The organism is Pseudomonas putida group bacterium ESBL64, assembly GCF_045277175.1.
Classification (GTDB): Bacteria; Pseudomonadota; Gammaproteobacteria; order Pseudomonadales; family Pseudomonadaceae; genus Aquipseudomonas; species Aquipseudomonas alloputida.
Genome location: NZ_CP145799.1, coordinates 4,629,865 through 4,643,436 on the forward strand (window position 1 = coordinate 4,629,865; position 13,572 = coordinate 4,643,436).

Annotated in this window: 14 protein-coding genes; 8 read left to right on the plus strand and 6 right to left on the minus strand. The window is 64.1% G+C overall.

What is annotated here, in order from left to right:
• Window positions 1–63: 63 nt before the first annotated feature.
• From V6093_RS21040 to V6093_RS21050, 3 genes are all read left to right on the plus strand, one after another.
• A complete protein-coding gene (locus V6093_RS21040; protein WP_012053796.1) occupies window positions 64–1,716 on the plus strand; it encodes an acyl-CoA dehydrogenase family protein in 1,653 nt (550 codons plus the stop codon).
• A 105-nt stretch (window positions 1,717–1,821) separates the two neighbouring features.
• A complete protein-coding gene (gene amn, locus V6093_RS21045; RefSeq protein ID WP_003249782.1) occupies window positions 1,822–3,285 on the plus strand; it encodes an AMP nucleosidase in 1,464 nt (487 codons plus the stop codon).
• 6 nt (window positions 3,286–3,291) lie between these two features.
• Window positions 3,292–3,924 (plus strand): pseudouridine synthase, encoded by a 633-nt coding sequence (locus tag V6093_RS21050; protein WP_108079323.1) that lies wholly within the window; start codon window positions 3,292–3,294, stop codon window positions 3,922–3,924.
• 52 nt (window positions 3,925–3,976) lie between these two features.
• Here V6093_RS21050 and V6093_RS21055 read toward each other — a convergent pair whose 3' ends face one another.
• The gene (locus tag V6093_RS21055) at window positions 3,977–4,180 is read right to left on the minus strand and encodes a DUF2788 domain-containing protein (RefSeq protein ID WP_003249787.1); all 204 of its coding nucleotides are present in this window, start codon (window positions 4,178–4,180) and stop codon (window positions 3,977–3,979) included.
• A gap of 54 nt (window positions 4,181–4,234) precedes the next feature.
• The gene (locus V6093_RS21060; protein WP_003249795.1) at window positions 4,235–4,711 is read right to left on the minus strand and encodes an Lrp/AsnC family transcriptional regulator; all 477 of its coding nucleotides are present in this window, start codon (window positions 4,709–4,711) and stop codon (window positions 4,235–4,237) included.
• Window positions 4,712–5,106: 395 nt separating this feature from the next.
• On the opposite strand from V6093_RS21060, the gene V6093_RS21065 reads away from it, so the two are divergent.
• Complete coding sequence (locus V6093_RS21065; protein WP_004576861.1) at window positions 5,107–5,943, plus strand: DUF6515 family protein; 837 nt, start codon at window positions 5,107–5,109, stop codon at window positions 5,941–5,943.
• A 27-nt stretch (window positions 5,944–5,970) separates the two neighbouring features.
• Here the strand turns inward: V6093_RS21065 and V6093_RS21070 are convergent, their stop codons facing one another.
• Window positions 5,971–6,843, minus strand: a complete 873-nt coding sequence (locus V6093_RS21070) for a cation diffusion facilitator family transporter (RefSeq protein WP_003249799.1) — start codon at window positions 6,841–6,843, stop codon at window positions 5,971–5,973.
• 22 nt (window positions 6,844–6,865) lie between these two features.
• Window positions 6,866–7,285: a hypothetical protein gene (locus V6093_RS21075; protein WP_003249801.1), complete on the minus strand. Its 420-nt coding sequence runs from the start codon at window positions 7,283–7,285 to the stop codon at window positions 6,866–6,868.
• 115 nt (window positions 7,286–7,400) lie between these two features.
• Here V6093_RS21075 and hrpB point away from each other — a divergent pair, with 115 nt between their 5' ends.
• A complete protein-coding gene (gene hrpB, locus V6093_RS21080; protein WP_003249803.1) occupies window positions 7,401–9,929 on the plus strand; it encodes an ATP-dependent helicase HrpB in 2,529 nt (842 codons plus the stop codon).
• Between the two features lie 69 nt (window positions 9,930–9,998).
• Here the strand turns inward: hrpB and V6093_RS21085 are convergent, their stop codons facing one another.
• Both V6093_RS21085 and V6093_RS21090 read right to left on the minus strand, forming a co-directional pair.
• Window positions 9,999–10,517, minus strand: a complete 519-nt coding sequence (locus tag V6093_RS21085) for a hypothetical protein (protein ID WP_003249804.1) — start codon at window positions 10,515–10,517, stop codon at window positions 9,999–10,001.
• A gap of 86 nt (window positions 10,518–10,603) precedes the next feature.
• The gene (locus tag V6093_RS21090) at window positions 10,604–11,260 is read right to left on the minus strand and encodes a YciC family protein (RefSeq protein ID WP_003249806.1); all 657 of its coding nucleotides are present in this window, start codon (window positions 11,258–11,260) and stop codon (window positions 10,604–10,606) included.
• A gap of 167 nt (window positions 11,261–11,427) precedes the next feature.
• Between V6093_RS21090 and V6093_RS21095 the strand changes: the two genes are divergently transcribed.
• From V6093_RS21095 to V6093_RS21105, 3 genes are all read left to right on the plus strand, one after another.
• Window positions 11,428–12,186, plus strand: a complete 759-nt coding sequence (locus V6093_RS21095) for a DUF2076 domain-containing protein (RefSeq protein ID WP_003249808.1) — start codon at window positions 11,428–11,430, stop codon at window positions 12,184–12,186.
• 161 nt (window positions 12,187–12,347) lie between these two features.
• Window positions 12,348–12,827: an NYN domain-containing protein gene (locus V6093_RS21100; RefSeq protein WP_010955394.1), complete on the plus strand. Its 480-nt coding sequence runs from the start codon at window positions 12,348–12,350 to the stop codon at window positions 12,825–12,827.
• Between the two features lie 9 nt (window positions 12,828–12,836).
• On the plus strand, window positions 12,837–13,448 hold the full coding sequence (locus tag V6093_RS21105) for a PolC-type DNA polymerase III (RefSeq protein WP_265979313.1): 612 nt from the start codon (window positions 12,837–12,839) through the stop codon (window positions 13,446–13,448).
• Window positions 13,449–13,572: the final 124 nt, after the last annotated feature.

Genomic DNA, 13,572 nt, shown 5'->3' on the forward strand with positions numbered 1-13,572 from the left:
GACTACCCCGCAAGCAGTGCTTCACTGGGTCTCTCAAGCCTACCCGGATCCAGGAGCCCCCCGATGAGCCTGCACCAGTACGCTGAAACCCACGAAGTCACCAACCAGCCGCCGCCGCTCGACGGTGCCAACCTGTACCGCCTCGACCTGCCATTGCAAGAATGGTCAAGGCGTTTTGGCGCGGGCTGGGCCGAGTCGCGGATCGACGCCTATGGTGCCCTGGCCGGCGGCCCGCTGATGCAAGCAGGCTTCCTGGCCAACGCGCACAAACCCGAGTTCAGCAGCCACGACCGCTATGGCCATCGCATCGACCTGGTCGAGTTCCACCCGGCCTACCATGAGCTGATGCGTACCGCCGTCGAACATGGCCTGCCTTCTTTGCCATGGGCCGAACCCCGTGCTGGCGCCCATGTTGCACGGGCTTCGATGACCTACCTGCACAGCCAGGCCGAGGCCGGCACCGGCTGCCCGCTGACCATGACGTTTGCCGCCGTGCCGGCATTGCGCCTGCAGCCTGAGCTGGCTGAATACTGGCTGCCGAAAATCCTTGCCTGCGAATATGACCCGCGCAACATTGGCGACCGGCACAAGGCCGGGGTCACCCTGGGCATGGCCATGACCGAAAAGCAGGGCGGCACCGATGTGCGCGCCAACACTACCCGGGCCTATCCGGTCGGTGCGCCAGGCCCGGGGCAGGCTTATGAGCTGGTTGGCCACAAGTGGTTCTGCTCGGCGCCGATGTGCGACGCTTTTCTGACCTTGGCGCAAACCGAAAAAGGCCTGAGCTGCTTCCTACTGCCGCGCCACCGCCCCGATGACAACCGCAACCAGTTCTATATCCAGCGCCTGAAGAACAAGCTGGGCAACAGCTCCAACGCCTCCAGCGAGGTGGAGTTCCGCGGTGCGCTGGCATGGATGATTGGCGAAGAGGGACGCGGCGTGCCGACCATCATCGAGATGGTCGCCATGACCCGGTTCGACTGCATGGTCGGCTCCAGCGCACTGATGCGCCAGGCGTTGACGCAGGCGGCCCACCATTGCGCGCATCGCAAGGTCGGCGGGCGGGTGCTCAATGAGCAACCTCTGATGCAGAACGTGCTGGCCGACCTGGCCCTGGAAAGCGAGGCTGCGCTTGCCCTGAGCTTGCGCATGGGCCAGGCGCTGGAGCAACTGGACGACCCGCAGCAGGCGCATTTCGCCCGGCTGGTCACGGCGGTGGGCAAGTACTGGATCTGCAAACGTGCGCCGGCCATGATCAACGAGGCCGCCGAATGCCTGGGTGGCGCGGGTTATGTGGAAGACAGCATTCTGCCACGGCTGTACCGCGAGGCACCGGTCAACTCGACCTGGGAGGGCTCGGGCAACGTGCAGTGCCTGGATGTGCTGCGGGCCTTGTCCAAGGAGCCGGGCGTACTCGATGCACTGTTTGTCGAGCTGGGTGACGGGCATGGCGACCCGCGCCTGGCAGCGCATATCGGCAACCTCAAGGGGGCATTTGCCGACACCGGTGACATGCAGTACCGCGCGCGGCAACTGACCGAGGATATTGCCCTGGCGTTGCAGGCCAAGCTGCTGCTGGAGGCGGGGAATACGGAGGTCAGTGATGCGTTTATCGGCAGCCGCTTGGCCGGTGGTGGCCGGGTGTACGGGGCGCTGCCGCGAGGTGTGGATGTGATGGCATTGGTAACCAGGGCTACGCCTGTCTGGCCGCTGTAGCAGCGGGCTTGCCCGCGAATGCACCCAACACCGATCAATGGGGGTGTATTTAACCAAGAAGGCAGGCAAGATGGATCACATGCATGTCCAGACAGGAAGCACAGTGTGAGCCACGCTTTTGTAGTCGTTGATACCCCCGAACAGGCCGTCGACCGTCTGGCGGCCTTGCATGAACAGGCCACAGGTGCCCTGAGTCAGGCCCTGAAGCGTTACCTGAAGGACCGTACCGAGCCCGATACCGATGAGCGCGACCTGTTCCGCTACCCGGCACTGCGCCTGACCTACTACAGCCATGGCGAAGTCGCCGCCACCACCCGCGCTTATGCCAAGGTCCAGGTTGCCGGCACCTACAGCGTCACCGTCACTCAGCCCGCTGCGTTCCGTGGCTACCTGCTGGAGCAACTGCGCCCGCTGATGCATGACTACACCGTTACGGTAGAAGTCGGCGTCAGCGAGCAGAACATCCCTTACCCCTATGTGGTCGACCAGGGCGACGAATTGGCTGGCAGCGGCATTACTGCTGCGCAGTTGGCGCGGGTGTTCCCCAGCACCGACCTGTCGGCGGCCACCGACAACATCGCTGATGGCCTGTACGACTGGGACCATGCTGAAATCATGCCACTGGCATTGTTCGATGCCGCGCGGGTCGACTTCTCGCTGCGCCGCCTGGTGCACTACACCGGCAGCGACTGGCGCCATGTACAGCCGTGGATCCTGCTGACCAACTACCACCGCTATGTCGACCAGTTCATCAGCCATGGCCTGGAACAGCTGCGTGACGACTCGCGCTTCGTGCGTATGGTGCTGCCGGGCAACGTCGTGATCGAAAAGGGCATGGACCATGGCGAAACCCAGGCTCTGGTGGCCAGCGTGGTCTGGCACCGCTTCCAGATGCCGGCCTACCACCTGATCGCCGCCGACGGCAATGGCGTTACCTTGGTCAACATTGGTGTCGGCCCGTCCAACGCCAAGAACATCACCGATCACCTGGCCGTGCTGCGCCCGCATTGCTGGCTGATGATCGGCCACTGCGGCGGCCTGCGGCAGTCGCAGACCATCGGCGACTACGTGCTGGCACACGCCTACATGCGCCGTGACGGCATTCTCGACCGGGTCGTGCCGCCGAATATCCCGATCCCGGCCCTGGCCGAAGTGCAGATGGCCTTGCAGGAGGCTGCCGCACAGGTCACTGGCGAGCGTGGCGAGCAGTTGAAAAAGCGCCTGCGCACCGGCACCGTGCTGACCTACGACGACCGCAACTGGGAGTTGCGCTGGGCCCAGGAACGCCCGCTGATCAACCTGTCGCGTGCCGTGGCGGTGGACATGGAAAGCGGCACCATTGCTGCCCAGGGCTACCGTTTGCGCGTGCCTTACGGCACCTTGCTGTGTGTGTCCGACAAGCCGCTGCACAGCGAGATCAAACTGCCAGGTTCGGCCAACGCCTTCTACAACCGAGCGGTCAGCCAGCACCTGAAGATCGGCATTGCTGCCCTCGACCTGCTGCGCACCGAGCTGAACTCGCTGCACTCGCGTAAACTGCGCAGCTTCGATGAGCCGCCGTTCCGCTGAGGATCCATGTCACTGCCACCCCGTAACAAGCCGCGCCGCCCCCAGGCGCGGCCTGCCGCCGGCCCGCGTCGCCAGGCCAAGGCGCCACCTGCCGAGCCTCGCCTGATCCTGTTCAACAAACCGTTCGACGTGCTGACCCAGTTCAGCGACGGTGAAGGGCGCGCGACGCTCAAGGACTTCATCGACATCCCGGGCGTATACCCGGCCGGGCGGCTGGACCGTGACAGTGAAGGCTTGCTGTTGCTGACCAACGATGGCGGGTTGCAGGCGCGGATTGCCGACCCGAAGCACAAGCTGGCCAAGACCTACTGGGTCCAGGTAGAAGGCGAACCGAGTGACGAGCAGTTGCAGCGTTTGCGCGATGGTGTGGCGCTGAATGATGGGCCGACCTTGCCGGCTGAGGCGCGGCACCTGGAAGAACCCGAGCTGTGGCCGCGCAACCCGCCGGTACGCTTTCGCAAGAGCGTGCCAACCAGCTGGCTGGAGCTGGTGATTCGCGAAGGGCGTAACCGCCAGGTGCGGCGCATGACGGCGGCGGTGGGGCTGCCGACCTTGCGCCTGGTGCGCGTGCGCATTGGTGACTGGGCGCTGGATGGGCTGGAGCAGGGTTGCTGGCGGGAGGTCCCTGCCAAGCTTTAGTTCAGGTCAGGGGCCTGTTCGCGGGCACGCCCGCGAATGGCCCTGAAATGTTTTATACGCCTTCCAGAAACCCCACCACCACGCTTTTGATGATGAAGGCCAGCACTCCCAGGCCCAGCACGAAGAACAGGATCAGCGTCCCGAACTTACCCGCCTTGGACTTTTTTGCCAGGTCCCAGACGATGAAGCCCATGAACCCGATCAACACGGTGACCAGGATGATCATCATCCATTCTTCGAATACGGCGGGATCCATCGATGTTCTCCAGGCGGGTTGAACGTCCGATTATACGCCGGCTGGCGTGAGCATTTAACGCAGGTGGGTCAATGGCAGCTCGGTGCTGGCCAACACCTGGTTGAGCACGAAGCTCGAACGCACGCTGGTGACGCCTTCGATACGCGTCAGGCTGCCTAGAAGCAGTTTCTGGTAGTGGTCCATGTCCGGCACCACCACTTTCAACTGATAGTCCGCATCCATGCCGGTGACCAGGCTGCATTCGAGCACCTGTGGCAGGTTGCGGATGGCGGCCTCGAATGTTTCAAAGCGTTCCGGGGTGTGGCGGTCCATGCCTATCAATACATAGGCGGTCAGGCTCAGGCCCAGCTTCTTGCGGTCGAGCAGGGCCACCTGGCGCGAAATGTAGCCGTCGTCCTCCAGTTGCTTGACCCGACGCGAGCATGGCGATGGCGACAGGCCGATGCGTTCGGCCAATTCCTGGTTGGAAATGCGCGCATCGCGCTGCAATTCGGCGAGGATGCTCAGGTCGTAGCGGTCAAGTTTGCTCATGGCATTTGCCTTTTCTGTTCGGATTGCTGCGAATTATCAATCCAGGGTGAAAAATTGCGCAAGTGCTATTTATCTGAGCAATCTTCGCAATCCTCTGTCGCAACCCGTCCGGTATCTTTATCACCAGAATCACTGCCCGGACATCAGTCCACGGCGACGCGCCCTAGGCGGGCGGTTGCGGCCAGCCATCCAACAGGATCTGCAGGCCCCCGGGCTACACACCTTCCAGAAGACGGTGTGAGGTGAGCCGGCGCCACAAGTGCCGAGCACGGACGACAATTCCTGAAGGGAGGCCCTGTGGCCTCCCTTTTTTCATGTCGGGAATTTTAATTGGCCTGTGTGGTGGGCGCGGTAGACTGGCGTTGGTTGCAGTTTTTTCTACCGAGAGGAACACCATGACGTCGCGCATCTGGCAGTTGGCAGGTGTTGGTTTGCTGGGTTTGAGCATCAGCCTTGGGGCCTTGGCTGAAGGGCCCGGCGAAGGGCCCGGTGAACGTGGTCAGCAGGTGCAAGGTGAGGGTGGGCCGGGACGCTCGCTCAACTCGCGCGACGAAGTGCGCCAGACCCAACCGCCGCGCCAGGGGTATTACCAGGACATTCCCCGCCGCCACGGTGATGATCACCACTGGCAAGCCGGTGGCCCGGGGCAACGGCCCGGTGGCGACTGGCACGGGCGCCCGGATGGCCACGGCAATGGCTGGGGGCCTGGGCCGCAGTATCGCCCCGGGCACACGGTGGACCATTTTTCTGACCGCTACTGGAAAGTACCCTACCGGGGGGCTGATTATTTCTACTCGGGGGGTTACTGGTACCGCCCGCACGGGGGCAGTTACATCGTGGTGACCCCGCCGTACGGCGTGCGGGTCAATTACCTGCCGCCTTATGCGCGGGAAGTGTGGTTGGGTGGTGCGCTGTTCTTTCTGGTGGCCGATACCTATTACCAGTACCTGGCAGACAGCCAGGAATATGTGGTGGTCAATCCGCCGGTCGGCGTGCCGTCGCCCGTGCCGGTGGCCCCGGCAAATGGTGGGTATGACGTGGTGGCCTATCCGATGTATGGCCAGGGTCAGGAGCAGCAGGAGCAGGACCGCTACCAGTGCCATCGCTGGGCGGTGAGCCAGTCAGGCTTCGACCCGGCGACGGCGACGTACGCACCGGCGGCCACTGTGCTCAGCCACTACCAGCGGGCGCTGGGGGCCTGTTTCAGTGGTCGGGGTTACAGCATCAACTGAACCCTGCAGGGGTAGGGATTAATTACCTCATACCGGGTCGGCGTGCACCATCACGTCTGCCTGTGGGTAACGCTGGCGGATCACCCGCGAGGCCTCCACGCACAAGCTGTGCGCCTCATGCAGCGGCAGTTGCCCCGGCAGTTCCAGGTGCAGTTGCACAAACCACTGGTTGCCCGACACGCGCGTGCGCAGGTCATGCACGCCTTTCACGCCTGCAACGGCCAGCACCAGCGCGGCCATGTCCTCGCCAACGTCGCCGGGTAACGCTTTGTCCATCAGGATCGCCGTACTTTCGCGGGCAATTTGCAGCGCGCTCCAAAGGATGTAAAAGGCGATGCCAAGGCCGAACAGCGCATCCAGCTGCGGCCAGCCAAAACGCGCCAGCAACAGGGCCAGCAGAATGCTGCCGTTGAGCAACAAGTCAGAACGGTAGTGCAGGGAATCTGCCCGTACCGCAGTAGAGCCGGTGAGCCGGATGACCTTGTACTGCAGTGCCAGCAGGGCGACCGTCAGCACCAGCGACAGCAGCATCACCGCGATTCCGATTGAGGTATCACCCAGCGGTTGCGGGGTGGACAGGCGCTCGACCGCCTGCACCCCGATCAGCACCGCACTGCCACCGATGAACAGCGCCTGAGCCATACCGGCCAAGGCCTCGGCCTTGCCATGGCCGAACCGGTGATCGTCGTCTGCCGGGCGCAGGGCGTAGTGCACCGCCAGCAGGTTGAGGAACGAGGCCACTGCGTCCAGTGCCGAGTCAGTCAGCCCGGCCAGCAGGCTCACCGAACCGCTCAGCCACCAGGCCAGCGCCTTGCTCAGCACCAAGATGCTGGCCACCGCCAATGACGCGCGCGTGGCCAGGCGGAGCAGGCGCTGGTGTTCAGCCGGAGTAGTGATCATCCGTGGTCAGTGTCCGTGTGGCTCAGGCTGCCGGAACCAGGCCCATACTGGCCAGTTGTTCGATGCTGCCGCGGTGCTGGATCAGCCGTGGGTCGTTCAGCGGCAGGCGCTGGCCCAGTTCGCTTTCCAGAATGGCTTGCAGCTTCAGGTTGTCGACCTTGCCATCCGGGCTGACGGCTTCTTGCAGTTTGGCCGGGTCAACCTGGGCAGTGCGGCCACCTGGGTAGTAGATGGCGCCGGTGGCAAAGTCGATACCGAAGGCAATCAGCCCCGGGATTACATAGAACAGGATGCCAATGGCATCCATGGCGGCAACCACAGGGTCGATCTTGCCGCCGATCTGGCCGCGCCGGTCCGGGTAGAAAATGGTGCCGCAGGCCGTCAGTTGGGTCAGCAGGGTGGCGATGAGGGCGCCACCGATGACGCGGGTCGAGATACGCATGTAAATCTCCGAAAAGTATTCAGCAGGGCAAGCGAAGCGCCTGCGCCTGATGCTAAGACCATGATAGAGCAGGCTGGGTTCGCCGTTATACTCGCGAGACTGTTCGAGGACCACCATGATTTCATTACCCATTGATGCTGCCTTGCCCGCCCTGCGCCAGGCTCTGGAAAACCGTGACGAAGTGGTGCTTGAAGCGCCGCCTGGCGCTGGCAAGACCACCCGCGTGCCACTGGCGCTGCTGCACGAACCGTGGCTGGCCGGGCAGAGCATCCTCATGCTCGAGCCACGGCGCCTGGCTGCGCGGGCAGCGGCCGAACGGCTGGCCAGTGAGCTGGGCGAGCAGGTTGGGGAAACGGTGGGTTACCGCATCCGTCTGGACAGCAAGGTCGGCCCGAAAACCCGTATTGAAGTGGTGACCGAAGGCATCCTCACACGCCGCCTGCAAGCCGACCCGGCGCTGGAAGGGGTGGGCCTGCTGATTTTCGACGAATATCACGAACGCAGCCTGGATGCCGATCTCGCGCTTGCGCTGAGCCTTAACGGCCGCGAGTTGCTGCGTGACGACCCGCCCCTGAAGATTCTGCTGATGTCGGCGACGCTGGAAGGTGAGCGCCTGTCGCGGCTGTTGGACGACGCCCCGGTGGTCAGCAGCGAAGGGCGCATGCATCCGGTGGATATCCGCTGGGGGCGGCCGTTCCAGCCAGGCGAGTTCATCGAGCCACGGGTGGTGGACAGCGTGTTGCATGCGCTGGCTGACCAGACCGGCAGCGTGCTGGTGTTCCTGCCTGGGCAAGCCGAGATCCGCCGGGTTCACCAAAGCCTTCAGGACGCCCTGGGGGCGCGACCCGAGATTCTGCTGTGCCCGCTGCATGGCGAACTCGACCTCAATGCCCAGCGTGCCGCTATCGATCCGCCGGCCAAGGGGTTGCGCAAGGTGGTGCTGGCCACCAACATCGCTGAGACCAGCCTGACCATCGATGGCGTGCGCGTGGTGATCGACGCAGGCCTGGCCCGGGTGCCGCGCTTCGACCCCGGCAGCGGCATGACCCGCCTGGACACCCAGCGCATTTCCCGCGCCAGTGCCACCCAGCGCGCTGGGCGTGCCGGCCGCCTGGAGCCCGGCGTGTGCTACCGCCTTTGGTCCGAGGCCCAGCATGACCAGCTGGCCGCCCATGGCAGTGCCGAGATTCTCCAGGCCGACCTGGCCGGGCTGGCCCTGCAGCTGGCGCGCTGGGGTGTAACCCCCGAGCAGTTGCGCTGGCTCGACCAGCCGCCAGCTGCAGCGTTCGCCCAGGCACAGGACCTGTTGGCGCGACTCAGCGCCTTCCGGCCGGGCAGCCGCGACACCCTCAGCGAACATGGCCAGGCCATGGCCGAACTGCCGGCTCACCCACGCATCGCGCACTTGTTGCTGCGGGGTCAGGACCTGGGCCTGGCACAGATGGCCTGCGATGTGGCTGCACTGCTGGGGGAGCGGGACATCCAGCGTGGCGGTGGTGCCGACTTGCACAGCCGGCTTGCGCTGGTCAGCGGTGAGAGCAAGGCTGCGCGTGGCGGCCAGGGGGGTGTGCAGCGTGCTCGTCAGCTGGCCCGGCAATACCGTGGCCTGTTGCGTGGCAAGGTCGGTGCACCGGTTGCCGACCCGGACCACCCACGCTGGCTGGGCGCCCTGTTGGCGCTGGCCTACCCTGACCGGGTCGCCCAGCAGCGCCGGGCGGGCGGGGCGGAGTATCGGCTCGCCAACGGCCGTGCGGCCCTGTTTGGCGAAGTCGATGCATTGATGAAGTGCCCATGGCTGGTGATCGCCGACCTGGGTAGCCGCCAGGGGCAGCGTGAGGAGCGGATCTATCTGGCCGCCGAATTCGATCCGGCGTTGCTCGAGGGTGTGCTGGCCGAACAGGTCGAGCGGGTCGATATCCTTGATTGGGACGAGCGCGAGCAGGTGTTGCGCGCCGAGCGCCAGGTGAAGGTTGGCGAACTGGTCCTCAGCCGCGAGCCGCTGCCCGGGCTGGATGATGAAGCCAGGGCCCGAGCGCTGCTTGGCCTGGTCCGGCGCAAAGGTTTGAACCTGCTGACCTGGACGCCGGAACTGCGGCAATGGCAGGCACGTGTGGCGCTGTTGCGTCAGCTCGACCTGCAGAAGGATGGCCACAGCGAATGGCCTGACCTGGGGGACGAAGCCCTGCTGGCCAGCCTGGAAGACTGGTTGCAGCCTTACCTGAGCAAAGTATCGCGCCTCAGCCACTTTGCCGCGCTGGACTTGCCGTCGATGCTGCGCAACCTGCTGCCCTGGCCGCTGCCGCAACGCCTGGAAGAACAGGCCCCGGCGCATCTGGCCGTGCCGTCCGGCTCGAACATCCGCCTGGATTACAGCGAAACCCCGCCGATTCTCGCCGTGCGTCTGCAAGAACTGTTCGGCCTTGCCGATACCCCGCGCATCGCCAACGGCCGGCAGCAGGTCAAGCTGCACCTGCTGTCACCGGCACGTCGGCCGGTGCAGGTGACCCAGGACCTGGCCAGCTTCTGGCGCACGACCTATGCCGAGGTGAAGAAAGACCTGAAAGGGCGCTATCCGAAGCATTACTGGCCGGACGACCCTCTGGTGGCCGAGGCTACGGCGCGGGCCAAGCCGAGAGGGCGCTGATGCACAGCACCGAGTGCGGCAGGCCGAAAAAATCATGTGCTGGGCACGACGTGTCAGTGGTCGTGCCATTCATCGTATTGCACCCGCCAGAGAAGCTTGATCTGCTTGCCTCAATAGGAAAGTGATCACTTCGCCTTCCTCGACGTTGAGCAAGGCTACCCACTCCCCACTCCTGTGCGGCGTATCCGTGAGGGCGCCGACCCTGTAGCCCCGCTGGTCGCGCAGATGGCAGACAAGGCCTTCATCTGTCAGCGCCAGCGGCTCGATTTTCCAGTATTCGCTAACGTCTGCATGCCAGTAAAAGCCCAGATAACCATTGCGGCTGACCCCTAGTTTCTTGGTCTCCGGGCGCCCAGGCATGCTGATGCGGTAGTGCAGGCGATCGTTGGTCCGCGAGTGGTAATGAAAGTCCATCACCGGCGAGTCCTGCCTTCCCCCCGCCTGCAACCAGTCATCCTCTGGGGTAATGCCCCAGCTGAACTTGTCTGAACTGCGGCTGAGGCGTAGTGGGATGTCCCGGTCGACGGCGCGCATGTACAGCTTGCCGCGAAAAGACCTGGCGTACCTGGCCTGAATGGTTTCGTTCATGGTGCACTCCTAGAACAGCATTGAGGATGTGCACTCTGGCGCCAAGGCTGGGCAGCCCGGCAGGCCGAAAACATTCCCCGGTGGCCTCAGGTGCTGGCTTCGCCTTCCAGCAACATGAACAGGCGATACAGCACCACGGTGCTGAACAGTTGCAGGAAGCCGCTGAGGCTGTCCATGGCCAGTTCCATCCCGGGTGATGGCTCGGGGAAGGCCATCAGCAGCAGCCCGTCGATCAGCCAGATCGGTGCTAGCACGCCTACCACGCAGACCATGATGCGCATGAAATGCCCGGTGGTCATGCTTGCGCTGTCGCGCATCGCCTGTACCACCGGCCGGCCGCGCAGCACCAGCAGGTACTCGGCGAACACCAGGTTGATCATGATCCACACCCCCGGGAAGATGAACAGCGCAAGGCCGGCCATGATCAGTAGCGAGCTGATCAGGATCAGCAGGGCCAGTTGCGGCCACAGCTGCAGGGCGCGGGCGAACAGGTCGCGCTTGGCGATTTCCTGGCCGTTGCTGCGCGTGTCCAGGTACAGGATCAGGGCTGCGCTGTACAGCGGGTAGAACAACAGGCTGACCAGCATGCCGTAGGCCGGTGATGCCTGGTCGCCCAGCTGCCGGTACAGCAATTGGGTAACCAGGGCTTCCACCACCACCAGCGGCAGGCACAGCTGCAGGATGTTTGGCAGGTGACGGCGGAAGAAGTACAAGGAGTCGCGCAAAACGCTCAGCGGATTCATCAGTCAACATCGCATGGCAGTAAAAACAGGGGCCTAACTTTAGCCCAAAGCAGGCCTGGGGCTGTCACTTGCTGAAAAAAGTTTCACCGCAGCAGTGATTGAATCCCGCGCCTGTACGCCCCATCTTTGACGCTGTCCGATGTCCCGCTACCCCACGAGGTCGCCCCATGAACACTGAAGAACAAACCCTGATTGACGGCCTGTTCGGCCGCCTCAAGCAAGCCGAAGACCCGAGCCAGCCGCGTGACGCGCAAGCCCAGGCGTGCATCGAGCAGCACGTGCGTCAGCAACCGGCGGCGCCTTACTACATGGCCCAGGCGATTTTGGTGCAGGAGGCCGCAATCAAGCGCCTCGACGAACAGAACAAGCAACTGGAAGCCGAGCTGCAGCAGGCCCGTGCCCAGGCTCAGGCGGCACAAGCCACCAGCAGTGCGCCGAGCAATGGCGGGGGTGGTTTCTTGTCCAGCATCTTTGGTTCGGGTGGGCGCAACGCAGCGCCGGCGGTGCAGCCACAGCGCCCTTCGGCGCCCCCTGTAGCGTCCGGTGGTGGCTGGCGCGAGCCGTCGGCCCCTGGTTTTGGCCAACCTCAGGCGCCGCAGCCTGGCTATGGCGCCGCGCCTGCGCGCAGCGGGGCCAGCAGCTTCCTTGGCGGGGCTATGCAGACCGCCGCCGGTGTGGCCGGTGGTGTGCTGCTGGCGCAGGGTATCAGCAGCCTGTTCAACCACAACTCGCAACCGGAAGAAGTGGTCGAGGTCATCAAGGAAGAGCCGGCGCCAGCCAGCGACAGTGGCGGCTGGAACGACCAGGGCGGGCAGCAGCAAGTGGCTGACAACGGTGGCTGGGGCAGTGACCAGGGCGGATACGCCGACGGTGGTTTTGGCAGCGATGACGGTGGGTTCTTCTCGGACGACGATTCTTACGTCTGACAGGTCTGGCATACTGCTGGCATTTCCGGGGGCGCTTTGCGCCCCTTCGCGGGCACGCCCGCTCCCACAGGCGTACGCGCGATACCTGTGGGAGCGGGCGTGTCCGCGAAGGTCTGCGCAGCAGCCCCCCTAGCACTCCAGGCCAAAAATGAGGTTCCCAGGTGAAAAAGATCGCGCTGTTCGCCGATGTGCAGAACCTCTACTACACCGTGCGCCAGGCCCACGGCTGCCATTTCAACTACACCGCCCTGTGGGCCGATGTCAGCCGCGAAGGCCAGATCGTCGAGGCGGTGGCCTATGCCATCGACCGTGGCGACAGCAAACAACAGCAGTTCCAGCAGATCTTGCGCAACCTCGGTTTCGAGGTGCGCCTCAAACCGTTCATCCAGCGCAGCGATGGCTCGGCCAAAGGTGACTGGGATGTGGGCATTACCCTGGATGTGATCGACGCGGCCAGCCGGGTCGACCAGGTGGTGCTGGCCTCCGGTGACGGTGACTTCGACCTGCTGCTGGAGCGGGTAATCCAGCGCCATGGCACCGAAGCGGTGGTGTATGGCGTGCCGGGGCTGACGGCGTTGTCACTGATCCGTGCTGCCACCCGCTACGTGCCCATCGAAGGCGCGCTGTTGCTCAAACACTAAGGTCTTTTCATGGAACGTATCGCTGTCATCGACTTTGAAACCACCGGCATTTCCCCCGGTACCGGCTGCCGTGCCACCGAGGTGGCGGTGGTAATGCTCGAGGGTGGGCGCATTGTCGAGCGCTACCAGAGCCTGATGAACGCTGGTGTGCCGGTGCCGGCCTTCGTCGCAGGGCTGACCGGCATCACCACCGCCATGCTGCGCAGTGCGCCGCCGGTGGAGAAAGTGATGAACGAGGTGGCCGAGTTCGTCGGTGGCACCCCATTGTTGGCGCACAACGCTGCTTTCGACCAGAAGTTCTGGGACTACGAGCTAAGCCGTATTGGCCGCAGCCGCAGCCAGCCCTTCGCGTGTTCCCTGTTGCTGTCACGGCGCCTGCTGCCCGCCGCGCCGAACCACAAGCTGGGCACTTTGACACGCTGGGCTGGGTTGCCGGACACGGGGACTGCGCACCGGGCCATGGCCGATGCCGAAATGGCCGCCAACCTGCTGCAGCATCTGGCGGGTGTGTTGCGCCAGGACCACGGGGTTCAGCAACTGTCGCACGAGCTGCTTTGCCGGCTGCAGAAAACCCCGGCTGCGAAGCTGCACGAAGCGCTGGCCAAGTACTGCAGGGATTAGCCAGTGAACGTCTGGGGGAGTGTCGCCTACGTCGAATGCACCAGAATTGTGCCGCTCATTTGAACCCGTTCTGTAACGTCCCTTCACCCAGGCAGGCCGTTAAACTGAGGCACCCGTAAACGGA